Here is a 24638-nt window from a genome sequence, read left to right as displayed (position 1 = left end):
CCGCGATGGCCGCCGTGGCATCGGTTGTGGCGGTCGCCTTTTCGGCGCCGACGAACGCGAAGCTGTGGGTGGGCACCTGGGCCCGGTAGCGCACCCACCACTCCTGGAAGTGGATGGCCCGCCGGCTGCCGTCGTCGGGATCGGTTACCACCACGTGGGTCTCGCAGCGGTCGTCACTGGCGGGCAGCAGCCGCGCGCCGGGCTGCCAGCGGTCGCACAGCGCGGTGGTGATCTGCGAGAGGGGATAGCCGGCATTGAGCATCTGGGTGCGCACCAGGTGGGTGCCCACCCACAGCTTCGCGTTCGTCGGCGCCGAAAAGGCGACCGCCACAACCGATGCCACGGCGGCCATCGCGGACGCCGACGTCATCCTGCTGGCGCCGTCCAACCCGGTGGTGAGCGTCGGCGCCATCCTGGCGGTGCCCGGCCTCCGCGGCGCGTTGCGCGCGGCGCGCGCCCCGATCGTCGGCTACTCGCCGATCATCGGTGGAAAGCCGTTGCGCGGCATGGCCGATGCCTGCCTGTCGGTGATCGGGGTCGAGTCCACCGCCGAGGCGGTCGGCCGCCACTACGGCGCCCGGCGCGACACCGGCATCCTGGACGGCTGGCTGGTGAGCGAGGACGATCGCGCCGACATCGACGGCGTGGCGGTGCGCTCGGTGCCGCTGGTGATGACCGATCCCAAGGCGACCGCCGAGATGGTCCGCGCCGGACTGGACCTGGCGGGGGTGAGCCCGTGACGCGCGCCGGCGAGCACGGCGCGGCCGCCGCGATCGAAATCCTGCCCGTGGCCGGGCTGCCCGAATTCCGGCCCGGCGACGATCTGGGCGCGGCGCTGGCCGCCGCCGCGCCGTGGCTGCGCGACGGCGACGTCGTGGTGGTCACCAGCAAGGTGGTGTCCAAGTGCGAGGGCCGGCTGGTGCCGGCGCCGCGCGATCCCGAGGAGCGCGACCGACTGCGGCGCAAGCTGGTCGACGACGAGGCCGTCCGGGTGCTGGCCCGCAAGGGCCGGACCCTGATCACCGAGAACCGGATCGGCCTGGTGCAGGCCGCCGCGGGCGTGGACGGGTCCAACGTCGGGCGTGACGAACTGGCGCTGCTGCCGGTCGACCCCGACGGCAGCGCCGCGGCGCTGCGCGCGGCGCTGCGCGAGCGGCTGGGGGTCGAGGTCGCCGTCGTCATCACCGACACGATGGGGCGCGCCTGGCGCAACGGCCAGACCGACGCGGCGGTGGGCGCGGCGGGTCTGGCTGTGCTGCACGGCTATTCGGGGGCCGTCGACCAGCACGGCAACGAGCTACTGGTCACCGAGGTGGCGATCGCCGACGAGATCGCCGCGGCCGCCGACCTGGTCAAGGGCAAACTGACCGCGATGCCGGTCGCGGTGGTGCGCGGGCTGTCCGTGACCGACGACGGGTCGACGGCGCGGCGGCTGTTGCGGCCGGGCACCGAGGACCTGTTCTGGCTCGGCACCGCCGAGGCCCTCGACATGGGCCGGCGCGAGGCGCAGCTGCTGCGCCGGTCGGTGCGCCGGTTCAGCGCCGAGCCGGTGCCCGCCGACCTGCTGGAGGCCGCCGTCGCCGAGGCGCTGACCGCGCCGGCGCCCCACCACACCCGCCCGGTGCGGTTCGTCTGGCTGCGGACCCCGGCCACCCGGACCCGGCTGCTGGACCGCATGAAGGACAAGTGGCGCGCCGACCTCGCCGGTGACGGCCGGCCCGCCGACTCGATCGACCGCCGGGTGGCGCGCGGCCAGATCCTCTACGACGCGCCCGAGGTCGTCATCCCGTTCCTGGTGCCCGACGGCGCCCACTCCTACCCCGACGCCGCGCGCACCGACGCCGAGCACACCATGTTCACCGTGGCGGTCGGTGCGGCCGTGCAGGCCCTGCTGGTCGCGCTGGCGGTGCGCGGGGTGGGCAGCTGCTGGATCGGCTCGACGATCTTCGCCGCCGACCTGGTGCGCGCCGAGCTCGACCTGCCCGCCGACTGGGAGCCGTTGGGCGCCATCGCCATCGGCTACGCCGCCGAACCGGCCGGGCCGCGCGATCCGGCGGACACCGGTGATCTGCTGATCCGCAAGTGATGCCGGATTTTCGAAAGATACTGAGCCCATGACGTTCGCAGGCAAGGCGGCGGCCACGGCCGACAAGCTCCGCGGCGGCTACTACACCCCCGCGCCGGTGGCCCGCTTCCTGGCCGGCTGGGTCCGCGAGGCCGGGCCCAGGATCGTCGAGCCCTCCTGCGGTGACGGCGCCATCCTGCGCGAGCTGGCCGGCCTGAGCGACGAGGTCCGCGGTGTGGAGCTGATCGCGGGCGAGGCGGCCAAGTCGCGCCGGTTCGCGCCCGTCGACAACGCGAGCCTGTTCGGCTGGCTTGCCACCGCCGAACCCGGCGGCTGGGACGGCGTCGCCGGCAACCCGCCCTACATCCGGTTCGGCAACTGGCCCGCGCCGCAGCGCGATCCGGCGCTGGAGGTGATGCGGCGCGAGGGCCTGCGCCCCACCCGGCTGACCAACGCCTGGGTTCCGTTCGTGGTGGCGAGCACCGTGCTGGTGCGCGACGGCGGACGGGTGGGTCTGGTGCTGCCGGCCGAGCTGCTCCAGGTCACCTACGCCGCACAGTTGCGCGAGTTCCTGCTGAGCCGATTCCGCGAGATCACCCTGCTGACCTTCGAGCGCCTGGTGTTCGACGGCATCCTGCAGGAGGTCGTGCTGTTCTGCGGCGTGGTGGGCCCCGGCCCCGCCCGCATCCGCACCGTGCACCTGCGAGACGCCGAGGCGCTGGCGCGCGCGGACCTGGCCGCCGAATGGGCGCCCGCGCTGCTGCACGAAAACGAGAAGTGGACCAAGTACTTTCTGGACCCCGCCGCGATCGGGCTGCTGCGCGAGCTCAAGGGTTCCGGCGCCCTGTCGAAGCTGGGCTCTTTCGCCGAGGTGGACGTCGGCATCGTGACCGGGCGCAACGCCTTCTTCACGTTCACCGACGCCCGGGCCGGGGAGCTGGGGTTGCGGCCGCACTGCGTCCCGCTCGTTTCGCGCAGCGCCCAGCTGTCCGGGCTGATCTACGACACCGATTGCCGGACAAGCGATGTCGCCGCCGGGCACCGCAGCTGGCTGCTCAACGCGCCGCCCGAGCCGGCCGACGCCGCGCTGAGCGCCCACATCCGCGCCGGTGAGGCCGCCGGGGTGCACCGCGGCTACAAGTGCTCGATCCGCAAGCCCTGGTGGCGCACGCCGTCGCCGTGGCAGCCCGACCTGTTCCTGCTGCGCCAGATTCACCGGGCGCCGCGGCTGACCGTCAACGCCGCGGCGGCCACGAGCACCGATACCGTGCACCGGGTGCGCCTGACCGCCGGCTCCGATGTCCCCGTCGATCCGGCCGCGCTGGCCGCGGTGTTCCACAACAGCGCGACGTTCGCGTTCGCCGAGATCCTGGGCCGCAGCTATGGCGGGGGCGTTTTGGAGCTCGAGCCCCGCGAGGCCGAGCAGCTGCCCATTCCGCCGCCGGCGCTCGCCGATGCCGGGCTGGCCTGCGACGTGGACCTGTTGCTGAAGGCCAACGAGATCGACAAGGCGCTCGACGTCGTCGACCGGCGCGTGCTGATCGACGGTCTGGGCCTGCCGGCCGAGGTGGTGGCCGGCTGCCGTGCGGCGTGGGCGTCGCTGCGGGACAGGCGCAATCGGCGGGGGTCGCGATGAGCGTCCGGGAGTCGGCGATCGCGATGCTGTCCGGCTGGGATCCCCCGGACGCGGCCCAGGATTCGGTGCGGCACGCCGTGCTGGCCTTCGTGCACGCCCGCAGCGATGCCTGCCGCCGCGAGTGCGTGCCCGGCCACGTCACCGCGTCGGCGCTGGTGCTCGACCACTCCGGCGATCGGGTGCTGCTGACCCTGCATCGCCGCCTGGGCCGGTGGGTGCAGCTGGGTGGTCACTGCGACGACGGCGACGCCGACATCGTCGCCGCGGCGCTGCGCGAGGCCACCGAGGAGTCCGGTATCGACGGGCTGCGGATGCCACCGCGGCTGGCCGCGGTGCACGTGCATCCGGTGGTCTGCTCGCTGGGGGTGCCGACCCGCCATCTGGATCTGCAATTCGTCGCGCACGCGCCGGCGGGGGCGCGGATCGCGATCAGCGACGAGTCCGACGATCTGAGGTGGTGGCCCGTCGACGCCCTACCGGACGGAACGGATTACGCGCTGGCGTATCTGGTCGAGCGGGCCCAGGCCCGCCGAGTGTGAAGTTCGTTTCACGCTGGCCGCCGAGTGTGAAGTTAACTTCACATTCAGCAGATCAAGCCCGGCTATACGTCGGACGAGTAGCGGATCCCGCCGTCGGGAATCGAGACACCCGGCCACACCCGGGCGCCGCGCAACAGCTCGCAGCGCGCCCCGATGTCGGCGCCGTCGCCGATCACCCCGTCGCGGATCAGCGCCCGGGGGCCGATGCGGGCGCCGAAGCCGATGATCGACCGCTCGATCACGCTGCCCGCCTCGACCTTGACGCCGTCGAAGATCACCGCGCCGTCCAGCCGCACGCCGGGGCCGATCTCGGCGCCGCGCCCGACGACCGTCCCGCCGACCAGCACCGCGCCCGGCGACACCGCCGCGCCGTCGTGCACCAACTGCTCGCCGCGGTGGCCGTGCAGGGCCGGCGAGGGCGCGATGCCGCGCACCAAATCGGCCGAGCCACGGACGAAGTCCTCCGGGGTGCCCATGTCGCGCCAGTAGCTGGCGTCGACGTAGCCGCAGACCTTGACGTCGGGATCCGACAGCAGCGCGGGAAACACCTCGCGTTCCACCGACACCTCACGGCCGCGCGGGATCCGGTCGATCACCGCGCGCGAGAAGACGTAGCAGCCGGCGTTGATCTGGTCGGTCGGCGGATCCTGGGTCTTCTCCAGGAACGCGGTCACCCGGCCCTCCTCGGTGGTCACGCAGCCGAACGCCCGCGGGTCGCCGACGCGGACCAGGTGCAGGGTGACGTCGGATTCCTGCGCGGAGTGGAAGTCGAGCATCTGACCCAGGTCGGCCCCGGAGAGCACGTCGCCGTTGAACACCATCACCGTGTCGTGCCGCAGATGCCCTGCGACGTTGGCGATTCCGCCGCCGGTGCCCAGCGGCCGCTCCTCGGTGACGTACTCGATCTGCAGGCCGAGCTTGGACCCGTCGCCGAACTCCGCCTCGAACACCGCCGCCTGATACGACGTGCTGAGGATGACGTGCTCGATGCCCGCCGCGGCGACCCGCGACAGCAGATGGGTCAGGAACGGCAATCCGGCGGTGGGCAGCATCGGCTTGGGCGCCGACAACGTCAGCGGCCGCAGCCGGGTGCCCTTGCCCCCGACCAGGATCACCACATCGACTTGCGGACCCCCCACCAGATCAGCCACCTCAGTGTCGCCCTTCTAGGAGTTTCTGCCGCCCGGCCGCGCGCAGCGCGCTGCGCACCATCAGGCGCGACCGCACCGCCAGCGAGGCGCGCAGCGTCCAGCGCAGCGGAGCGCGCAACCAGCCGGAATGCCGGTCGGCGAGAAAGAGATACGTGCTCTTGTGGTGCGCGGCCAGGTGGTTGGCCGGGTCCCCGCCGGTGGAGTGGCCCTTGTGGTGCAGCACCTCGGCCGACGGCACGTAGACGGAAAGCCAGCCGGCCTTGCCCAGCCGGTCGCCCAGGTCGACATCCTCCATGTACATGAAGTAGCGCTCGTCGAACCCGCCGATCTGGCCGAACGCCGACCGGCGCACCAGCAGGCACGAGCCCGACAGCCAGCCCACCGGCCGCTCGCTGGGCTCGAGGCGCTCCTGGCGGTAGGCCGCCGACCACGGATTGGTCTTCCAGAACGGCCCGACGACGGCGTGCATGCCGCCGCGGATCAGGCTGGGCAGGTGGCGCGCCGACGGGTACACCGACCCGTCGGGATCGCGGACCAGCGGCCCCAGCGCGCCGGCGCGCGGCCAGCGCGCCGCGGCGTCGAGCAGCGCGTCGATGCTGCCCGGTCCCCACTGCACGTCGGGGTTGGCGACGATAACCCAGTCGCCGTCGCGGTCCAGCTGCGCGACGGCCCGATTCACCGCGGTCCCGTAGCCGAGGTTGGCGCCGGTGTGGAACAGCCGCACGTTGGGGTAGCGATCGACGGCCGCCTGCGGGGTGCCGTCGGTGGAGCCGTTGTCGGCCAGCAGCACGCACACCTCGCGCTCGGTGGCCAGCGACAGCGAGGCCAGGAAGCGCTCCAGGTGTGGGCCCGGTGAGTAGGTCACCGTCACGACCGGCAGGACGTCAGTCACGCGTAGAGGGTACCGGCCGCTCGGCCCCGCCATCGCCATCCGTGCCTGCGCGGGCGGCGGCCAGCGCCGCGGCAAGCGCGGGGCGCCAGGGCCGCAGCGGCCGCAGGCCCGCCGCGACGGACTGGCCGCTGCCCAGCGCGGTGTAAGGGGGCCGGGGGGCCGGCCGCGGGAACTGTGCGGTGGTGACGGGGCGCACCCGCGCCGGGTCGGCACCGCATTCCTCGAAGACCGCGCGGGCCTGCTCGAACCGCGAGCAGGCGCCCTCGTTGGCGGCGTGCAGGATCGGGCCCGGCACGCGATCGTCGACGATCTGCAACAGCGCGGCGGCCAGGTCGCCGACGTAGGTCGGCGAGCCGGTCTGGTCGTCGACCACGTCGACCGGGCCGTCGCCGGCGGCCAGGCGGCGCATCACCGCGACGAAGTCCTTGCCGGTGCCGCCGGTGTAGACCCAGGCGGTGCGGACGACGACCGCCTCGGGCAGCGCCGCGAGCACGGCCCGCTCCCCCGCGACCTTGCTGCGGGCGTAGACGCTTTGCGGCGCGGTCTGATCGGTGGGCTCGTACGGCCGGGGCGCGGCACCGCCGAAATCCCCGTTGAACACGTAGTCGGTGGAGACGTGGATCAGCCGGGCGCCTGCCTTCGCGCAGGCCGCGGCTATGTGGCCGGGGCCGGTCTCGTTGACCGCGAACGCGCCGGCCTCGTCGCTCTCGGCGCCGTCGACGTCGGTGTAGGCCGCGCAGTTGATGACGACGTCGCCGCGCTGCACGATCCGTTGCGCGGCGGCGGGATCGGTGATGTCCCACTGCGACGACGTCAGCGCCAGCGCGTCGCGGCCCTGAGTCGCCGCCAACGAGGTCAAATAGCCGCCCAGCTGCCCACCGGCGCCGGCAATCACGATCCTGGCTGACATGGTTTTCAGTTTGGCATGGCCCGAAACGCCGGGACGAAGGCCGGGGCGCGCGGGCGCCGGCTACCCGTGAAGCTCCTGTGTCGCAAGTAATGTAGTGGGATGCCTGTGCAACGTGTGGTTCGTGTGATTGCCACCGCGCTGACGCTCGCGGTCGTCCTCGGCACCGGGATCGCGTGGACCAATGTGCGGTCCTTCGAAGACGGCATCTTTCACATGTCCGCGCCCTCGCTGGGCAAGGGCGGCGACGACGGCGCGATCGACATCCTGCTGGTCGGCCTCGACAGCCGCACCGACGCGCACGGCAACCCGTTGACCCAGGAGGAGCTGGACACGCTCAAGGCCGGCGACGAGGAAGCCACCAACACCGACACGATCATCCTGATCCGCATCCCTAACAACGGGAAGTCGGCCACCGCGATCTCGATCCCGCGCGACTCCTACGTCGCCGCCCCGGGCCTGGGCAAGACCAAGATCAACGGCGTCTACGGCCAGACCCGGGAGGCCAAGCGCGCCGCGCTGGTCAGGGCCGGCGACTCCGCCGCCGACGCGGCCGCCCAGGGCACCGAGGCCGGCCGCGAGGCGCTGATCAAGACCGTCGCCGACCTCACCGGCGTCACCGTCGACCACTACGCCGAGATCGGCCTGCTGGGCTTCTCGCTGATCACCGACGCCCTCGGCGGCGTCGACGTCTGCCTCAAAGAGCCGGTGTTCGAACCGCTTTCGGGCGCCGACTTCCCCGCCGGCCCGCAACGACTCAGCGGCCCCGAAGCGCTCAGCTTCGTGCGTCAGCGCCACGAGCTGCCGCGCGGCGACCTAGACCGGGTGGTGCGCCAGCAGGTGGTGATGGCCTCGCTGGCCCACCGGGTCATCTCCGGGCAGACGCTGTCCAGCCCCAGCACGGTCAAGCGGCTGGAGGCCGCCGTCCAGCGCTCGGTGGTGATCTCCGCCGGTTGGGACGTCATGGATTTCGTGCAACAGATGCAGAAGCTGGCCGGTGGCAACGTCGCATTCGCCACCATCCCGGTGCTCGACGGCGCCGGCTGGAGCGACGACGGCATGCAGAGCGTGGTGCGGCTGGACCCGCATCAGGTCGCTGACTGGGTCGGCGGCCTGCTGCACGAGCAGGAACAGGGCAAGACCGAGGAGATCGCCTACACCCCGGCCAAGACCACCGCCAGCGTCGTCAATGACACCGACATCAACGGCTTGGCCGCGGCGGTGTCCGACGTGTTGAGCGCCAAGGGTTTTGCACCCGGAACGGTGGGCAACAACGACGGCGGGCACGTCAAGACCAGCCAGGTGCGCGCCGCCAAGAGCGACGACCTGGGGGCCAAGGAGATCTCCAAGGAACTGGGTGGGCTGCCGGTGGTCGCCGACACCTCGCTGGCGCCGGGCGCGGTGCGGGTGGTGCTGGCCAACGACTACAGCGGTCCGGGCTCGGGCCTGTCCGGCGACGCGACGATCATGCCCGCCAAGGTGTCGACCGCCGGTGCGGTGACGACCGACCCTAAGGCTCCGGCGCCATCGCCGATCCTGACCGCCGGTTCCGACAAGCCCGAGTGCATAAACTGACGACCTGTGCCGCAATCGATCACGCTGAGCGGGGCCATCCTCGATCCGCTGCTGCGGGCCGATCCGGTGGGACCGCGCATCACCTACTACGACGACGCCACCGGCGAGCGCATCGAACTGTCCGGCGTGACGCTGGCCAACTGGGCCGCCAAGACCGCCAACCTGCTGCGCGACGAGCTGGGCGCCGGGCCGGCCAGCCGGGTGGCGATCCTGTTGCCCGCGCACTGGCAGACGGCGGCGGTGCTGTTCGGGGTGTGGTGGATCGGCGCCGAGGCGGTGCTGGCGGGCCCGGCCGACGTGGCCCTATGCACGGCGCAGCGACTGGACGAGGCCGACGAGGCGGTGGCCGGGGGTGAGGTGGCGGTGCTGTCGCTGGACCCGTTCGGCCGCCCGGCACCCGACCTGCCGATCGGGGTGACGGACTACGCCACCGCGGTGCGGGTGCACGGCGATCAGATCGTTCCCGAACCGCGACCCGGTCCGGCGCTGGGCGGGCGATCGGTCGACGAGGTGCTGGCCGATTGCCAAAGGTCGGCCGCGGCAAGGGGTTTGACGTCCGGCGACCGGGTGCTGTCCGGCGCGTCGTGGTCCGGTCCCGCCGAGCTGGTGGATCACCTGCTGGCCATCCTGGCCGTCGGCGGCTCGCTGGTGCAGGTGGCCAACGCCGACCCGGCCGCACAACAGCGCCGCATCGAGACCGAAAAGGTCACCCGGGTGCTGTAGCGGCCCGGCACCGCCCGCCAGGGCGCGGCCGATACATATTGATATCGCTATATTTCGATGTTAACGTCGTGCAAGCATGGGCTAAACGCTGAGGCGAAACAGGAGGGTTGCGGCAATGGCGGTGTACGGGCTCTTGGCGAAGGCGGCAGGCACGGTGGTCACCGGGTTGGTCGGCGTGACGGCCTACGAGGTGGTGCGCAAGGCCGTGGCCAAGGCACCGCTGCACGAGACCGCGGTCAAGGGCGCCGAACTCGGGCTGCGCGGCACCCGCAAGGCCGAGGAGGCCGCCGAGTCGGCACGGCTGCGGCTCGCCGACGTGATGGCCGAGGCCCGCGAACGCATCGGCGAGGAGGCCCCCACCCCGTCGGTCGCCGCCCCCCACGACCACGAGCACTGATTCCCTCGACATGGACCTCGCCCTAGTCCCCGACATCGCAGACGAGGCGCGAACCGAAGACCCTGCGCTGCATGTCATTTCGGATGCGGCCGGGCGCATGCGGGTGGCCGTCGGCTGGGTCCGCGCCGACACCCGGCGCGCCGTGGCGGTCGAAGAGGCCGTCGCCAAGTGCGCGGGCGTGCGGGTGGTGCACGCCTACCCGCGCACCGGATCGGTCGTCGTCTGGTATTCGCCCCGGCGCTGCGACCGGTCCTCGGTGCTGGCCGCCATCGGCGAGGCGGCGCACGTCGCCGCCGAGCTGATCCCGGCCCGCGCGCCGCATTCGGAGGAGATCCGCAACGCCGACGTGCTGCGCATGGTGATCGGCGGCGCCGCGCTGGCCCTGCTCGGGGTGCGCCGCTACGTCTTTGCGCGCCCGCCACTGCTGGGCCCCAGCGGCCGGCTGTTCGCCACCGGCGTCACCGTCTTCACCGGCTACCCCTTCCTGCGGGGCGCGCTGCGCTCGTTGCGCTCCGGGCGGGCCGGAACCGACGCGCTGGTCTCGGCGGCGACCGTGGCCAGCCTTGTGCTGCGCGAGAACGTCGTCGCGCTGACCGTGCTGTGGCTGCTCAATATCGGTGAGTACCTTCAGGATCTGACGCTGCGGCGGACCCGCCGCGCCATCTCCGAACTGCTGCGCGGCAGCCAGGACACGGCGTGGATCCGGCTCGACGACGGCGGCAACGAGGTCCAGGTGCCCATCGACACCGTGCAGATCGGCGACGAGGTGGTGGTGCACGACCACGTGGCCATCCCGGTCGACGGCGAGGTGGTCGACGGCGAGGCGATCGTCAACCAGTCGGCGATCACCGGGGAGAACCTGCCGGTCAGCGTCGTGGTGGGCGCGCACGTGCACGCGGGCTCGGTGGTGGTCCGCGGACGCCTGGTGGTGCGCGCCAGCGCGGTCGGCAATCAGACCACCATCGGCCGCATCATCACCCGGGTCGAGGAGGCCCAGCACGACCGCGCGCCGATCCAGACCGTCGGCGAAAACTTCTCGCGCCGTTTCGTTCCCACCTCGTTCATCGTCTCGGCCATCACGCTGGTCGTCACCGGCGATGTGCGCCGGGCGATGACCATGCTGCTGATCGCCTGCCCGTGCGCGGTGGGGCTGGCCACCCCGACCGCGATCAGCGCGGCGATCGGCAACGGGGCGCGCCGCGGCATCCTGATCAAGGGCGGCTCGCACCTCGAGCAGGCCGGCCGGGTGGACGCGATCGTGTTCGACAAGACCGGCACGCTCACGGTCGGGCGCCCGGTGGTGACCAATATCATTGCGCTGCATAAGGATTGGCAACCCGAGCAGGTGCTGGCGTATGCGGCCAGCTCGGAGATCCACTCCCGGCACCCGCTGGCCGAGGCGGTGATCCGGTCCACCGAGGAACGCCACATCACCATCCCGCCGCACGAGGAGTGCGAGGTCCTGGTGGGGCTGGGCATGCGGACCTGGGCCGACGGCCGGACCCTGCTGCTGGGCAGCCCCGGGCTGCTGCGCGCCGAGAAGGTGCGGGTGTCCAAGAAGGCCTCGGAGTGGGTGGACCGGCTGCGCCGTCAGGCCGAAACCCCGCTGCTGCTGGCCGTCGACGGCAAGCTGGTGGGGCTGATCAGCCTGCGTGACGAGGTGCGTCCCGAGGCGTCCGAGGTGCTGAAGAAGCTGCGCGCCAACGGCATTCGCCGCATCGTCATGCTCACCGGAGATCACCCGGACATCGCCGAGGTGGTCGCGGGCGAGCTCGGGATCGACGAGTGGCGCGCCGAGGTGATGCCGGAGGACAAGCTCGCGGCGGTGCGCGACCTGCAGGACGAGGGCTACACCGTCGGCATGGTCGGCGACGGCATCAACGACGCGCCCGCGCTGGCCGCCGCCGACATCGGCATCGCGATGGGGCTGGCCGGAACCGACGTCGCCGTCGAGACCGCCGACGTGGCGCTGGCCAACGACGACCTGCACCGGCTGCTCGACGTGCGCGACCTGGGCGCCCGCGCGGTCGACGTCATCCGGGAGAACTACGGCATGTCCATCGCCGTCAACGCCGCCGGGCTGATCATCGGCGCGGGCGGGGCGCTGTCCCCGGTGCTGGCCGCGATCCTGCACAACGCCTCGTCGGTGGCGGTGGTGGCCAACAGCTCCCGGCTGATCCGCTACCGGCTGGACGCGCCGCGCGCCGCGACGAACGGCGAGCGCGCCGGCTAGGGCATCAGCAGCCGCACTCCTGGCCTCGCCAGGCGCGCAGCCCCTGCCAGAGCGCGACACCGGCAATGGCCAGCCCGACGGCCGGGTCGATCCACCACGCGCCGGACCACAGCGCCGTCATCGCGAGGCCGATCAGCACCCCGGCGGCCTGGGCTGCGCACAGGTAGTTCTGGACGCCTTCGGCCTCGGTGGCCCCCGAGCCCAGCCGGGCGCCCAACCGGTGGTTGGCCCGGCCCAGCACCGGCATCAGCACCAGCGCGAGGGCGGTCAGCCCGATGCCGATCGCCGAGGTCTCGGCGTGCCGTTCGGCGGCCAGCTCGCGGATCGACTCGGCGGCGACGTACGGCGCGGTCAACCAGAACGACACCGCCACACCGCGTTGCGCGCGCCGCTCGGCCCGCTCGGAGCAGGCGCGCGCCCCGCTGAACCGCCACACCACCATGGCGCTGGCCAGCGCCTCCGACGCGCCACCCAGTGCCCAGCCGGTCAGGGCGACGGAGGACACCGACAACCCCTGCCACAGCCCGACGACACCCTCGACCAGCACCACCGCCAGGCTGATCCAGGCCAACCGCCGCGCCCGCGCGGCGCCGCGCCGCCAGTCGACGTCACGCGCCGCGCTGCTCCCGCACTGCTGCTCGAGGACAACCGAAGTGGTCATGGCGCGAGGCTAGCGGCGGCGCGGCGGGCCCCGCCGCCGCAACGCCCGGCCGTGATCGATCTGTGTCGCACCTCGCGACTCGCGCCGCGGCGCCGGTAGTTATTGTGGCTAACCAGTAGAGCGGAAGGGATTTCCTCCATGGCGCGCACCGACGACGACACCTGGGACCTGGCGACCAGCGTGGGAGCGACCGCCACCATGGTGGCCGCCGGGCGGGCCCGGGCCACCCGCGACGGGCTGATCGACGACCGGTTCGCCGAGCCGCTGGTGCGCGCGGTCGGCGTCGACTTCATGACCCGCTGGGCCGCCGGCGAACTGGACTCCGCCGACGTCGACGAGCCCGGCGCCCCGTGGGGCATGCAACGCATGACCGACATGCTCGCCGCCCGCACCCGCTACATCGACGCCTTCTTCGCCGAGGCGGGCGCCCAGAAGGATCCAGCCATCGACCAGGTGGTCATCCTGGCCTCCGGCCTGGACGCGCGCGCCTATCGGCTGGCGTGGGCGCCGGGCACCACGGTGTTCGAGATCGACCAGCCGCAGGTCCTCGAGTTCAAGGCCGCCACCATCGCCGAACTCGGCGCCCAGCCGACCGCCGAGGTGCGCGCCGTCCCCATCGACCTGCGCCACGACTGGCCGGCGGCGCTGCGCCAGGCCGGCTTCGACACCGGGCGACCCGCCGCCTGGGCGGCCGAGGGGCTGGTCGGCTTCCTGCCGCCCGAGGCCCAGGATCGCTTGCTGGACAACGTCACCGCCCTGTCCGCCGACGGCAGCCAGCTGGTGGCCGAGGTGTTCGCGAACACCGGCATCAACGGCGACGCCCTGAATGCCGCCAGCGAGAAGTGGCGACGCAACGGCCTGGACATTGCCCTGGGCGAGCTGGGCTTCCCCGGCGAGCGCAATGACGTGGCGACCTACCTGCAGCAGCGGGGCTGGCAGCCGGTCCGCACCCCGCTCAACCAGCTGCTGGCCAACGCCGGGCTGCCGCTGCAGTCGACCGACCCCGATGCGCCTTTCGCCCAGAACTACTACTGCACCGCGGTGCTGAACAAGACGGGGTAGACGATGCCGAACAGCAAGCCCGCCAAGCCACTTGACGGATTCCGCGTGCTCGACTTCACCCAGAACATCGCCGGCCCGCTGGCCGGACAGGTGCTGGCCGATCTGGGCGCCGAGGTCATCAAGATCGAGGCGCCCGTCGGTGAGGCCGCCCGGCACATCACGGCGGTGTTGCCCGGGCGCCCGCCGCTGGCCACCCTGTTCCTCCCCCACAACCGCGGCAAGAAGTCGGTGATGGCCGACCTGCGCAGCGACGAGGCCAAGGAACAGATCCTGCGACTGGTCGACACCGCGGACGTTGTGCTGGAAGGCTTTCGGCCCGGGGTGATGGAACGCCTGGGCCTGGGCCCCGACGAGCTGCAATCGCGCAATCCCAAGCTCATCTACGCGCGCCTTTCGGCCTACGGCGGCAACGGCCCGCAGGGCAGCCGACCGGGCGTCGACCTGATGGTGGCCGCCGAGTCGGGCATGACCACCGGGATGCCCACGCCCACCGGCAAACCCCAGATCATCCCGTTCCAGCTCGTCGACGCCGCCAGCGGTCACGTGCTGGCCCAGGCGGTGCTGGCCGCGCTGCTCAACCGCGAGCGCCACGGCGTCGCCGACGTGGTGCGGGTCGCCATGTACGACGTCGCGGTCAGCCTGCAGGCCAGCCAGCTGACCATCCACCTGAACAAGCCGACCGAGGCCCCCAAGCCAGATGCGCCAAAGACCAAGCGGCGCAAGGGCGTTGGATTCGCCACCCAGCCGTCGGACGCGTTCAAGGCCGCCGACGGCTACCTGGTGATCAGCGCGTACGTGCCCAAGCACTGGGACAAGCTGTGCGAGATCATCGGCCGCCCCGACATGCGCGACGACGAGCGGTTCATCGACCAGCGGGCGCGGGCGCTCAACTATCCCGAACTGACCGAGGAACTCGAGAAGGCGCTGGCCGCCAAGACCGCCGACGAATGGGTGCGGCTGCTGCAGGAGGGCGGCCTGATGGCCTGCCACGCCTACACCTGGAAGCAGGTGGTGAGCACCGCGCTGTTCGCCGAGAACGAGCTGGCCCTGCCGGTCGGCGAGGGCGAAGATCGGGTCACCGTAATCCGCACTCCCGCACGCTATTCCAGCTTCGAGGCCTTGTCAGCTGGGTGGGCCACCGACCCGCCCCCGGCCCTCGGCCAGCACACCGAGGAGTATCTGGGCGCAGCGCAGCCCACGCCGTAGGCGTTCACGGCGTCAGCTTGACCACCCGGTTGTTGCCGCGGTCGGCGACGTAGACGTTCTGGTCCTTGCCGACGGTCACCGCCAGCGGAGTGTTGAGCCCGTCGAACGGCATGACCGTCCCGGTGGTCGCGCCCGGAGCGTATTTCACCACGTCGCTCTTGTCGTGCTCGGTGACGTAGACGGTTCCGCTGTTGTCCACCGCGATGCCCCAGGGCACGGACAGGTCGTGGAATGGCAACTCCGACTGGGTGTTTGACGCCGCGTCGAGCTTGACCACCCTGTTGTTGTCGGTGTCCGCGACGTAGACGTTGCCCGCCGGGTCGACGGCCACCCCGTCCGGGTTGTTCAGCCCGTTGAACGGCAGCACGGTCTGGGTCGTGGACCCCGCTGCCATTTTCACCACCCTGCCGTTGCCGCGGTCGGCGACATACACGGCGCCCTGACTGTCGACCGCGACGCCCTCCGGGTAGTTCAGGCCGGTGAACGGCAGTTCCTTCTGACTGTTGGAGCCCGCGGCCATGCTGATCACCCGGTTGTTGAAATCGGCGACGTACACCGTTCCCGCGCCGTCGACGGCCAGGCCCTGTGGCTGGTAGAGCCCGTTGAACGGCAGCACGGTCGTGGCCTGCGAATCCGCCGCCAACTTCACCACCCGGCCGTACATGCCCTGGCTGGTGACGTAGACGTTGCCGGCGCTGTCCAGCGTCACGCCGCCCGGGGAGAGACGGAAGTCAATACCGTTGAAGGGCAACACACTTTGGCCGCCGGCCTGTTTGGAGGGTCCCGACGACCCGGTGGACAGGTAGCCGAGGACCGCCACGACGAACGCGACCAGCGCGACCAAAGCGATGGCGCCGACGATGATCCACTGCCTGCGTTTGTTGTCGGTCGGCGCGGCTGGGCGCCCGAAGTCCGGGGCGGGGGGATACGCGCGACCGGATGCCGTTGGGGCGGCGCGGATCAGCGACGGTCGAGGGCCGGACCGTTCGCTTTTCGCACCGCCCGCTGCCGGGGGCAGCGGGCCGGCCACGGTATCGGCGCTCGGCGACGCAGCGTACGCGCCCATTGCCGCGATCTGGCCGTCGCGCAGGATCGTGCTGGCCTTGCGCTGCTCGGCGGTGGTCAGCGCGTCGTGGGCGGCGGAGGCGAATTCGCCCGCGGTGCGATAGCGGTCCTCGGGGCGTTTGGCCATGCCCTTGGCGATCACCTGATCCAGGGCGGGCGGAAACGCGCCGGGGCGCAATTGGCTGGGCGGCGGGGCCGTCTTGGTCAGGTGCGCGGCGACCAGCCGTTCGACGGTGTCGGCCCGGTGGGGCGGCGAGCCGGTCAGGCACTCGCTCAAAACGCATGCGAGCGAATAGATGTCGACGCTATGGGTGACCTCGTCGTCGGTGAATCGTTCCGGGGCCATGTAGTAATACGTTCCGATAGCGGTCCCGACCTGGGTCAGCCCCGGATCCGACGCGGCCCGTGCGATGCCGAAATCCGCCAGGTAGGCGAAGTCGCTGGGGGTGACCAGGATGTTGCCCGGTGTGACGTCGCGGTGCGTGACCCCGGTGGCGTGCGCGGCGTCCAGCGCGGCGGCGACCTGGCTGATGATGGCGATCGCCCGCGGCGGGGCCAACGGCCCGTCCCGATGCAACAGCGTGGCCAGATTGACGCCGTCGACGAGGCGCATGTCCACGTAAAAGCGTCCGTCGAACTCGCCGTAGTCGTGGATCGGCACCACATGCGGTTCGGTCAGCCGTCCCGCAATATCGGCCTCGCGCTGCAGCCGCGCACGGAACTCCGGGTTGCCGGAAAACTGCTGCGAGATCAGCTTCAGGGCCACCATGCGACCCTTGCGGGTGTCCTCGGCCTCGTAAACCTCGCCCATGCCGCCCTGGCGCAGTAGTCGCACCAGCCGGTAGGGCCCGAACCACGACCCGACCCGCGCGGCCGGCGCGCCATCGCTCACCGTCGAGCCTCCTTACCGTCAGGAAATCGCATTGACCGCGCTCGACAGCTTCGCCGTGAACGAGCTGGGCAGCGGGATGGAACCGTACTGGTCCAAACCGTCCTGCCCCGGACCGATCGCCGCCCGCATGAACGCCTTCACCGCCGCGCCCGTGGCCGCGTCCGGGTACTTCGAGCAGACGATTTCATACGTCGCGAGCACGATCGGGTACGCGCCCTGCTGGGTCGGCTTGTAGAACGACGAGGTGTCCAGCACCAGGTCGTTGCCCTGGCCACTGACGGTCGCCCCGGCGATCGTCTTCTCGACGGAGTCCTTGGTGATCGGCACCGCGTCCGGGCCCGCCGACGTGATGATCGACGCCATGGTCAGCTGCTTGCCCACCGCGAAGGACCACTCGTTGTAGGTGATCGACCCGTCGGTGTTCTGCAGCAGTGCGGAGGTGCCGTTGTTCCCGCTGGCGCCCTGCCCGACCCCGCCGGTGAACATCTCGCTGGTGCCCTTGCCCCAGGCGCCGTTGGACGCGCCGTCGAGGTACTTCTGAAAGTTGGCGGTGGTGCCGGACTTGTCGCTGCGGAAGATGACCGCGATGGGCGTCGACGGCAGGTTCAGGCCCGGGTTGATGGCCTTCAGCGCCGGGTCGTCCCACTTGGTGATGGCGCCGTTGAAGATCTTCGCGACGGTGGGACCATCCAGCTTCAGCCCGTTTACCCCGGAGAGGTGGTAGGTGACCGCGATCGGCCCGAACACGGTGGGCAGGTCCCAGGCCGGCGAGCCGCATCGCTGCGCCGCCCGGTCGTACTGACCGGTCGAGGGGTCCAGGGGGATATCGGAACCGGCGAGGTCGGTCTGGTTGTTGAGGAACTGGGTCAGGCCGGCGCCGGAGCCGTTCGCGTTGTAGTCCAGCGTGTAGCCGGGGCAGGCGCGGACGTAGGCGTAGACGAACTGTTCGATCGCGTTCTGCTGCGCGGTCGAGCCGCTGTCTTTGAGCACCTTCTTGCCGCCGCAGTCCACCGACGCCGGCTTGCCCCCGGAGCCCAACGAGTTCGAGTGGTCGCCACAGCCCGTCAGCGCCAGGGCGGTCACGGCCGCCAGGCTCAGCGCTGTGCCGTATCGAGCGAACCTCACGCAACTCCTTCGCACCTCGCGGCGGGGGACGCCGGGAAAAGCCGCCGGCTACTGCCCAGGGGACAACAAAAGTTAACCAATCGTGAATATACAAACCCTTGACATCCAATAAGAGGTAACTGTGTGCCCGCTGTTCGCCGGGAGGCACGTAGCATCGAACGCTGATGAGAGGCCCAGAACCGTGTTCCTGCTGCTGATCGTGCTGAGCTGGTTGCTCGGCTGGTTATCGCGGCGGGCGCCGCGCGATCAGCTCCCGTTGCCCGGGAGCCGCACCACCTGAACGAAGAACTCGTCGATCTGCCGGACGGCCTTCATGAACTGATCGAGGTCGACGGGTTTGGTGACGTAGGCGTTCGCGTGCAGCTTGTAGCTCTTGAGGATGTCCTCCTCCGCCGAGGAGGTGGTGAGCACCACGACCGGGATGCGGGCCAGGTCGGGATCCGACTTGATCTTCTCCAGCAGCTGACGGCCGTCGTACTTGGGCAGGTTCAAATCGAGCAGGATGAGGTCGGGGCGCGGGGCGTCGGCGTATTCACCCCGCCGGTAGAGGTAGTTGAGGCCTTCCTCCCCGTCGTGGGCGACGTGCAGCCGGTTCTTGAGCTTGTTGTGCTCGAACGCCTCTCGCGTGATCAGCTCGTCGCCCGGGTCGTCCTCGACGAGCAGGATGTCGATCGCTCTGCCTTCGGGTGTCGTCATTGATGCGCTCCTTCCAAAGCGACCGGGTCTTCTTCGTCGACGGGTTCGGGCATGGGCAGGGTGAATTCGAACCGGGTCCCGTCGGTGTAGGACGTGTCGATCCGGACGGTGCCGCCGTGGTGCTCGATGATCTTCTTGACCAGGGCCAGGCCAACTCCGGTGCCGGCGTACACATCCCGGCCGTGCAGCCGCTGGAAGATCACGAAGACCTTGTCGGAGAACTCCTCGGGGATGCCGATGCCGTTGTCCGCCACGCTCAGCAGCCACTGCCCGTCGTGCGTGCCGGTGCCGGGCACGCATTCGATGACGATGCGGGGGCGACGATCCTTGTGCCGGAACTTGATCGCGTTGCCGACCAGGTTCTGCCACAGCATCGTCAGCAGCATCGGATCCCCGACGATCTGCGGGAGCGGCTCCGGGCGCACGATTTCGGCGTCAGCCTCCTCGATCGCCACGGCCAGGTTGGCCAGGCCGGCATCCAGCGTCGCGTCGAGGGCCACCTCGGTTTCGGTGGTGCCCAGCCGGCCGACCCGGGAGAAGGTGAGCAGGTCGTTGATCAGCGCCTGCATGCGCTTGGCGCCATCGACCGCGAAGCCGATGTATTCGATGCCGCGCTCGTCCAGCTGGTCGCCGTAACGCTTTTCCAGCAGCTGACAGAACGACGCGACCTTGCGCAGCGGCTCCTGCAGGTCGTGGGAGGCGACGTAGGCGAACTGCTCGAGTTCGGTGTTGGATCGGCGCAATTCGGCGGCCTGCTCGTCCAGTTGCGCCTGGGCGCTTTGCGACACCGCGAGCTCCTCGACCATGCGCTTGCGCATGTTCTCCACGTCGATCGCCATGTTCCGGATGTCCCTGGGCCGCCGCGGGGGCGAGATCGTCTCGTCGAAGTTGCCCTCGGTGATCCGCCGGCAGGCCGCGGCCAGCGCCGCGATCGGCCGGGTAATCGCCGCGCGACTGAGCAACCCCAGCGCCGTGGCGGCGCCGATGATTATCAGCACCGTGGCGCCCAGCACCCAGTCGCGCCAGCCGTTGATCTCGTTGAGCTCGTCGATGGCAGCCGTTCTGGCCACCGCGAGGTGCGTGTTCTGCGTTTCGAATAGTGCACGCAGATGATCGAATTTGACCTTGCCCATGTCGGCCGTGCGGGGGCTCACGTAGGTCGGGGTCCTGGGAGCCACGTTGGCGATCAGCGGCTCGGCATAGTTCGTCCGCCAGTCGGCGGCGGCGGCTTCCACCGCGTCCAGATCGGCCATCAGCTCCGCGCGGCCACCCACCAGACGCCGAACCTCGCTGGCCGCATCCTGTTCGGCGCGCTGCCCGTCGTAATACGGCGCGAGGAACTGCCGGTCCGCGGTGATCAGGTAGCCGCGCATGCCCGTCTCCTGGTCACGCACCGCCGACTGCAAACGCGCCGCTGCGACGCGCGCAGGCTGAATGTTCTGGGCCAACTCGCGCGACACCTCGTCGGTGCGGTGCAGTAACGCCGCGCCGACCAGCGCCCCGACCAGCACCGTGGCGCCCAAGATCCACAGCACGAGCGCCAGCCATCCCCGCACGGTGAGGTCGGTCAACCGATGCGGACGCGATGCCGTCACGGGGTCGTCCTCTCCAGCCGCAGCACGGCGATGTCATCGGTGAGGCCGCCGCGGGGCTGAGCGAGTTCCTGCGCCCCGTTGATCAGCGCGTCGACGAACTCGGGGCCGGGCCGGTTGGCGTGCCTGCGGGCCAGGGCGAGCAGGCCGTCCTCGCCGAGGCGTTGCGTGCCTTCGCCCGAATACCCCTCGTAGAGCCCGTCGGTCAGCAACAGCAGACCCTCACCCGCGCGCAGCTCCAGCCCCTCCTGCGGCCAGTGCCCGGCCCCCAGGCCCAGCGCCGGGCCACCCGGCGGCTCCAGCCACTGCACGGTCCCGCCGGCCTGCAGCAACATCCCGGGATGGCCGGCGCGGATGACGCTGACCCGCGGGCTGTCCGGGGAGATCTCCAGCGTGAGCACGGTCGCGAAAGTGCCGGTGCCGGTGCGTTCCGAGTACAAGACCCGCTCGAGCTGGCGCATCAATTCGACGCCGTGCACACCGGCGAAGGTGAGCGCGCGAAAGGCGATGCGCAGGGCCGCGCCCAGCGCCGCCTCGTGCGGGCCGTGCCCGGCGACGTCGCCGATCAGCACGTGCACGACCCGGTCGGGCGTCTGGACGACGTCGTAGAAATCCCCACACAGCAAAGCGTCTTCGCGGCTCGGCCGGTATCGGGCGACGATGTCGACGCCCGGGTTGTCCAGCAGCAGCGGCGACGGCAGCAGCCCGCGTTCCAGCAGCGCGTTCTCCCGGGCCCGCAGCTGCGTCGCGTGCAGATCGGCGGCGATCAGCTCGGCACGCTTGCGCTCGATCGCGTAGAGCAGCGCGCGGCGCAGCATCTCCGGCTCGACCCGGCCCTTGACGAGGTAGTCCTGGGCGCCGGCGGCGACGGCCGACGCCCCGAAGTATTCGTCGTTCAGCCCGGTCAGCACCACGATCGGGACGGTCGCGTCGAGGCTGGCGATGCGGTTCAACGCGTCGATCCCGCTGGCGTCGGGCAGGTGCAGATCCAGCAGCACGCAGTCGGGCCGCGCGGACACCAGCTCGCGTTCGGCGTGCGCCATCGACTTCGCCCACACCACGCGGATGTCGGTGACCGCGTCGGTGATCAGGTCTTCCACCAGCACCGCGTCGGCACGGTCGTCCTCGACCAACAGCAACGACAACGACTGCCAACTCGCCGTCGGGGTGGCTGCAGCGCGCGTCGGTATCAATTCCCGGCCATCTGTGAACGGGCAGCGGAAGTCATGTTCTGCACAGCAGACCCCCTTGCCGCGACAAGACCCTTTGCTCCGTGACGGTGGTCGGACGTGAGTCGGTGGCTGTTTACCGACCGTCGGTGTGGACTTCACGCACCGAGTGGAGATCCTAAGCGGTGCGGCTCGGCATTTCGCAAGAGCATCGCCGGAAGCCGATCAGCGCAGCAGCGCCCGTGACATCACGACGCGCTGAATCTGGTTGGTGCCCTCGTAGATCTGGGTGATCTTGGCGTCGCGCATCATCCGCTCGACCGGGAAGTCGACGGTGTAGCCGGCGCCCCCGAAGAGCTGCACCGCGTCGGTGGTGACCTCCATCGCGACGTCGGAGGCCAGGCACTTGGATGCGGCGGAGATGAAGCCCAGGTTGGATTCGCCACGCTCGGCGCGGGCGGCGGCGTGGTACACCATCAGCCGCGCGGACTCGACCTTCATGGCCATGTCGGCGAGCATGAACTGCACGCCCTGGTTGTCGCTGACCGGACGGCCGAATTGCTTGCGGTCCTTGGTGTAGGCGATGGCGGCGTCCAGCGCGCCCTGGGCGATGCCGACCGCCTGGGCGCCGATGGTGGGCCGGGTGTGGTCCAGCGTCGCCAGCGCGGTCTTGAAGCCGGTACCGGGTTCGCCGATGATCCGGTCACCCGGGATGCGACAGTTCTCGAAGTACAGCTCGGTGGTCGGCGAGCCCTTGATGCCCAGTTTCTTCTCCTTGGGCCCGACCGAAAAGCCCTCGTCGTCCTTGTGCACCATGAACGACGAGATGCCGTTGGCGCCCTTGTCCGGGTCGGTCACGGCCATCACCGTGTACCAGCTCGACTTGCCGCCGTTGGTGATCCAGCACTTGGCGCCGTTGAGGATCCAGTCGTCGCCGTCGGCCTTGGCGCGGGTCCGCATCGAGGCCGCGTCGCTGCCGGCCTCGCGCTCGCTCAGCGCGTAGGACGCCATCGCGGTTCCGTCGGCGATCGACGGCAGCACCTGCTTCTTCAGCTCGTCCGAGCCGCGCAGGATCAGCCCCATCGTGCCCAGCTTGTTGACCGCCGGAATCAGCGAGGCCGAGGTGTCCACGCGGGCGACTTCCTCGATCACGATGCAGGCGGCCACCGAGTCCGCGCCCTGCCCGCCGTACTCCTCGGGCACGTGCACGGCGTTGAAACCAGAGGCGATCAGCGCCTCCAGTGCCTCCTCGGGAAACCGGGAGTTCTCGTCCACGTCGGCGGCGTGCGGGGCGATCTCCTTTTCCGCCAGCGCGCGGATCGCGGCCCGCAATTCGGTGTGCTCCTCGGGCAATTGGAACAAATCAAAGGTGGGGTTTCCGGCCCATCCAGCCATCTCGGCCTCCTAATAACACTCTGCCGACATGCCCGGCTTCTCTGCGGGCGCGGCCCGCCTCGTCGCCAGGCTACTAGCCGGTAACTTTACCCTGACGCTGCTGCAGCGCCTCATCCTTGGCCCGCACGCTCTCGGCCAGCTGGTCCTGGAACTCCACGATCCGCGCCCGCAGCGCCGGGTCCGACGAACCGAGGATGCGCACGGCCAGCAGGCCCGCGTTGCGGGCTCCCCCGATGGAGACCGTGGCCACCGGGACGCCCGCGGGCATCTGCACGATCGACAGCAGCGAGTCCAGGCCGTCCAGGCGCGCCAGCGGCACCGGCACGCCGATCACCGGCAGCGGCGTGGCCGACGCGACCATGCCGGGCAAATGCGCGGCGCCCCCGGCGCCGGCGATGATCACCTCGATGCCGCGCCCGGCCGCGTCGCGCGCGTAGTCGAACATCACCTGCGGGGTGCGGTGCGCCGAGACCACCCGAACCTCGGCCGGCACGTCGAACTCGGCCAGCGCCGCCGCGGCGTCGGCCATCACCGACCAGTCGCTGTCGCTGCCCATGATCACGCCGACCCTGGCCCGATTAGTCATGTGGATCCCATCCGTCCGTCCACTGCGCGTGTGACAACCAGTGTGCCGCCAGCTCGGCGCGTTCCCGCAGCTTCGCGACGTAGTCCCGATCCGCCGGCTTGGAGCCGACGAAGTTGATGTGGCCGACCTTGCGGCCGGGTCGTTCCTGTTTGCCGTACAGGTGCACGCGGGCGTCGGGCATCCGCGCGAACAGGTGGTGCAGCCGCTCGTCGACGCTCATCCGCGGGATTTCGGGGGCGCCCAGCACGTTGGCCATCACCGTCACCGGGGCCAGGGCGTCGGTGTCGCCGAGCGGATAGTCCAGCACCGCACGCAGATGCTGCTCGAACTGGCTGGTGCGCGACCCGTCCATGGTCCAGTGCCCCGAGTTGTGCGGCCGCATCGCCAGCTCGTTGACCAGCAGCTCGCCGTCCCCGGTCTCGAACAGCTCGACGGCGAGCACCCCGACCACGCCGAGCTCGCCCGCCAGCCGCAGCGCCAGCTGCTGCGCGGCGGCGGCCTGCTCGCCGGACAGCTCCGGCGCGGGCGCGATCACCTGCACGCAGATCCCGTCCCGCTGCACGGTCTCGACGACCGGCCACGCCGCACCCTGGCCGAACGGCGACCGGGCCACCAGGGCGGAAAGCTCGCGGCGCAGGTTCACCTGCTCCTCGGCCATCACCGGCACCCCATCGGCCAGGAACGCGGTCGCGATCTCGCGGGCGTGCAACGGGTCGCGCGCCATCCGCACCCCGCGCCCGTCGTAGCCGCCGCGGACCGCTTTGACGACCACCGGGCCGGCGATGCGCCGCGCGAAGGCGTCCAGTTCGTCGACGCTGCCGATCTCGGCGTAGCGCGGCACCGGGACGCCGAGGGCCTCGAGGCGGCGGCGCATGACGAGCTTGTCCTGGGCGTGCATCAGGGCCTGCGGCGGCGGCGCCGACGTGCTGACCTTCGACCACGAACACGTGCCAAACGAACTGCTGGACAAGCTGGTCGCCGAGGGCATCAACGTGGCGCCGCCGCCGCAGGCCCTGATGCACGCCCAGGACAAGCTCGTCATGCGCCGCCGCCTCGAGGCCCTCGGCGTCC

At 70.8% G+C, this 24638-nt stretch carries 21 protein-coding genes and 2 pseudogenes; 10 read left to right on the top strand and 13 right to left on the bottom strand.

Translation table 11 applies throughout. The annotated features are described in order from the left end of the window. Positions 1–262: 2-phospho-L-lactate transferase CofD family protein (locus A5622_RS28225; protein WP_369829238.1), on the bottom strand; the 262-nt coding region annotated here is incomplete at its 3' end. Between the two features lies 1 nt (position 263). Here A5622_RS28225 and A5622_RS12780 point away from each other — a divergent pair. The 4 genes and pseudogenes from A5622_RS12780 to A5622_RS12765 form a co-directional block, all read left to right on the top strand. After that, positions 264–740, top strand: a pseudogene (locus tag A5622_RS12780) (2-phospho-L-lactate transferase CofD family protein); the annotation flags it as partial. Beyond that, the gene (locus A5622_RS12775) at positions 737–2086 is read left to right on the top strand and encodes a coenzyme F420-0:L-glutamate ligase (protein ID WP_066878856.1); all 1350 of its coding nucleotides are present in this window, start codon (positions 737–739) and stop codon (positions 2084–2086) included. The pseudogene A5622_RS12780 and the gene A5622_RS12775, both read left to right, overlap by 4 nt. A 28-nt stretch (positions 2087–2114) precedes the next feature. Next, positions 2115–3701, top strand: a complete 1587-nt coding sequence (locus A5622_RS12770) for a class I SAM-dependent methyltransferase (RefSeq protein ID WP_066878853.1) — start codon at positions 2115–2117, stop codon at positions 3699–3701. Continuing rightward, a complete protein-coding gene (locus A5622_RS12765) occupies positions 3698–4240 on the top strand; it encodes an NUDIX hydrolase (RefSeq protein ID WP_066868486.1) in 543 nt (180 codons plus the stop codon). Before A5622_RS12770 ends, A5622_RS12765 begins: the two co-directional genes overlap by 4 nt. Positions 4241–4302: 62 nt before the next feature. On the opposite strand, the gene A5622_RS12760 is transcribed toward A5622_RS12765, so the two are convergent. From A5622_RS12760 to rfbD, 3 genes are read right to left on the bottom strand one after another with little or no spacing between them, the layout of a single operon-like run. Next, complete coding sequence (locus tag A5622_RS12760; protein ID WP_066868502.1) at positions 4303–5379, bottom strand: sugar phosphate nucleotidyltransferase; 1077 nt, start codon at positions 5377–5379, stop codon at positions 4303–4305. Positions 5380–5392: 13 nt separating this feature from the next. Next, positions 5393–6316, bottom strand: coding sequence for a glycosyltransferase family 2 protein (locus A5622_RS12755; protein ID WP_156752943.1), 924 nt, complete (start codon positions 6314–6316; stop codon positions 5393–5395). Next, the gene (rfbD, locus tag A5622_RS12750; protein ID WP_066878851.1) at positions 6276–7193 is read right to left on the bottom strand and encodes a dTDP-4-dehydrorhamnose reductase; all 918 of its coding nucleotides are present in this window, start codon (positions 7191–7193) and stop codon (positions 6276–6278) included. The genes A5622_RS12755 and rfbD overlap by 41 nt, the downstream gene beginning before the upstream one ends. A 99-nt stretch (positions 7194–7292) precedes the next feature. Between rfbD and A5622_RS12745 the strand changes: the two genes are divergently transcribed. The 4 genes from A5622_RS12745 (at position 7293) to ctpC (ending at position 12118) form a co-directional block, all read left to right on the top strand. Continuing rightward, a complete protein-coding gene (locus tag A5622_RS12745) occupies positions 7293–8765 on the top strand; it encodes an LCP family protein (RefSeq protein WP_066878849.1) in 1473 nt (490 codons plus the stop codon). A gap of 6 nt (positions 8766–8771) precedes the next feature. Continuing rightward, positions 8772–9488, top strand: coding sequence for a TIGR03089 family protein (locus A5622_RS12740; RefSeq protein ID WP_066878847.1), 717 nt, complete (start codon positions 8772–8774; stop codon positions 9486–9488). Positions 9489–9603: 115 nt separating this feature from the next. Beyond that, a complete protein-coding gene (locus tag A5622_RS12735) occupies positions 9604–9885 on the top strand; it encodes a DUF1490 family protein (protein WP_066868504.1) in 282 nt (93 codons plus the stop codon). A gap of 10 nt (positions 9886–9895) precedes the next feature. Next, positions 9896–12118, top strand: coding sequence for a manganese-exporting P-type ATPase CtpC (gene ctpC / locus A5622_RS12730; protein WP_066878844.1), 2223 nt, complete (start codon positions 9896–9898; stop codon positions 12116–12118). 4 nt (positions 12119–12122) lie between these two features. On the opposite strand, the gene A5622_RS12725 is transcribed toward ctpC, so the two are convergent. Beyond that, complete coding sequence (locus A5622_RS12725; RefSeq protein ID WP_066878843.1) at positions 12123–12779, bottom strand: cation transporter; 657 nt, start codon at positions 12777–12779, stop codon at positions 12123–12125. Positions 12780–12917: 138 nt separating this feature from the next. Between A5622_RS12725 and A5622_RS12720 the strand changes: the two genes are divergently transcribed. Further along, positions 12918–13841, top strand: a complete 924-nt coding sequence (locus A5622_RS12720) for a class I SAM-dependent methyltransferase (RefSeq protein WP_066868507.1) — start codon at positions 12918–12920, stop codon at positions 13839–13841. A 3-nt stretch (positions 13842–13844) separates the two neighbouring features. Continuing rightward, a complete protein-coding gene (locus A5622_RS12715) occupies positions 13845–15047 on the top strand; it encodes a CoA transferase (RefSeq protein ID WP_066878841.1) in 1203 nt (400 codons plus the stop codon). A 4-nt stretch (positions 15048–15051) separates the two neighbouring features. On the opposite strand, the gene A5622_RS12710 is transcribed toward A5622_RS12715, so the two are convergent. The 8 genes and pseudogenes from A5622_RS12710 to A5622_RS12675 form a co-directional block, all read right to left on the bottom strand. Then, a complete protein-coding gene (locus tag A5622_RS12710) occupies positions 15052–17004 on the bottom strand; it encodes a serine/threonine-protein kinase PknD (protein WP_066878839.1) in 1953 nt (650 codons plus the stop codon). Between the two features lie 18 nt (positions 17005–17022). Then, a complete protein-coding gene (gene pstS / locus A5622_RS12705) occupies positions 17023–18129 on the bottom strand; it encodes a phosphate ABC transporter substrate-binding protein PstS (RefSeq protein ID WP_066878837.1) in 1107 nt (368 codons plus the stop codon). Between the two features lie 246 nt (positions 18130–18375). Continuing rightward, positions 18376–18825: a response regulator gene (locus A5622_RS12700; RefSeq protein ID WP_066868516.1), complete on the bottom strand. Its 450-nt coding sequence runs from the start codon at positions 18823–18825 to the stop codon at positions 18376–18378. Continuing rightward, the gene (locus tag A5622_RS12695; RefSeq protein ID WP_066868517.1) at positions 18822–20420 is read right to left on the bottom strand and encodes a CHASE3 domain-containing protein; all 1599 of its coding nucleotides are present in this window, start codon (positions 20418–20420) and stop codon (positions 18822–18824) included. The genes A5622_RS12700 and A5622_RS12695 overlap by 4 nt, the downstream gene beginning before the upstream one ends. After that, positions 20417–21562, bottom strand: a complete 1146-nt coding sequence (locus A5622_RS12690; protein WP_156752942.1) for a PP2C family protein-serine/threonine phosphatase — start codon at positions 21560–21562, stop codon at positions 20417–20419. Before A5622_RS12690 ends, A5622_RS12695 begins: the two co-directional genes overlap by 4 nt. A gap of 249 nt (positions 21563–21811) precedes the next feature. Then, positions 21812–22981 (bottom strand): acyl-CoA dehydrogenase, encoded by a 1170-nt coding sequence (locus A5622_RS12685; protein ID WP_066868521.1) that lies wholly within the window; start codon positions 22979–22981, stop codon positions 21812–21814. A gap of 73 nt (positions 22982–23054) precedes the next feature. After that, positions 23055–23567: a 5-(carboxyamino)imidazole ribonucleotide mutase gene (purE, locus tag A5622_RS12680; RefSeq protein WP_066868523.1), complete on the bottom strand. Its 513-nt coding sequence runs from the start codon at positions 23565–23567 to the stop codon at positions 23055–23057. Continuing rightward, a pseudogene (locus A5622_RS12675) lies at positions 23560–24638 on the bottom strand (5-(carboxyamino)imidazole ribonucleotide synthase); the annotation flags it as partial. The gene purE and the pseudogene A5622_RS12675, both read right to left, overlap by 8 nt.

This window comes from Mycobacterium sp. 1245801.1, from assembly GCF_001673055.1.
Classification (GTDB): domain Bacteria; phylum Actinomycetota; class Actinomycetes; order Mycobacteriales; family Mycobacteriaceae; genus Mycobacterium; species Mycobacterium europaeum_A.
This window is presented reverse-complemented; position numbering and strand designations above follow the sequence as displayed.

Coding starts and splice junctions, on each gene's coding strand:
- A5622_RS12770 (WP_066878853.1), top strand. CDS start 2,115: ATGACGTTCGCAGGCAAGGCGGCGGCCACGGCCGACAAGCTCCGCGGC.
- purE (WP_066868523.1), bottom strand. CDS start 23,567: ATGACTAATCGGGCCAGGGTCGGCGTGATCATGGGCAGCGACAGCGAC.
- A5622_RS12715 (WP_066878841.1), top strand. CDS start 13,845: ATGCCGAACAGCAAGCCCGCCAAGCCACTTGACGGATTCCGCGTGCTC.
- A5622_RS12685 (WP_066868521.1), bottom strand. CDS start 22,981: ATGGCTGGATGGGCCGGAAACCCCACCTTTGATTTGTTCCAATTGCCC.
- A5622_RS12745 (WP_066878849.1), top strand. CDS start 7,293: ATGCCTGTGCAACGTGTGGTTCGTGTGATTGCCACCGCGCTGACGCTC.
- A5622_RS12755 (WP_156752943.1), bottom strand. CDS start 6,316: ATGGCGGGGCCGAGCGGCCGGTACCCTCTACGCGTGACTGACGTCCTG.
- A5622_RS12765 (WP_066868486.1), top strand. CDS start 3,698: ATGAGCGTCCGGGAGTCGGCGATCGCGATGCTGTCCGGCTGGGATCCC.
- A5622_RS12700 (WP_066868516.1), bottom strand. CDS start 18,825: ATGACGACACCCGAAGGCAGAGCGATCGACATCCTGCTCGTCGAGGAC.
- A5622_RS12725 (WP_066878843.1), bottom strand. CDS start 12,779: ATGACCACTTCGGTTGTCCTCGAGCAGCAGTGCGGGAGCAGCGCGGCG.
- rfbD (WP_066878851.1), bottom strand. CDS start 7,193: ATGTCAGCCAGGATCGTGATTGCCGGCGCCGGTGGGCAGCTGGGCGGC.
- ctpC (WP_066878844.1), top strand. CDS start 9,896: ATGGACCTCGCCCTAGTCCCCGACATCGCAGACGAGGCGCGAACCGAA.
- A5622_RS12720 (WP_066868507.1), top strand. CDS start 12,918: ATGGCGCGCACCGACGACGACACCTGGGACCTGGCGACCAGCGTGGGA.
- A5622_RS12735 (WP_066868504.1), top strand. CDS start 9,604: ATGGCGGTGTACGGGCTCTTGGCGAAGGCGGCAGGCACGGTGGTCACC.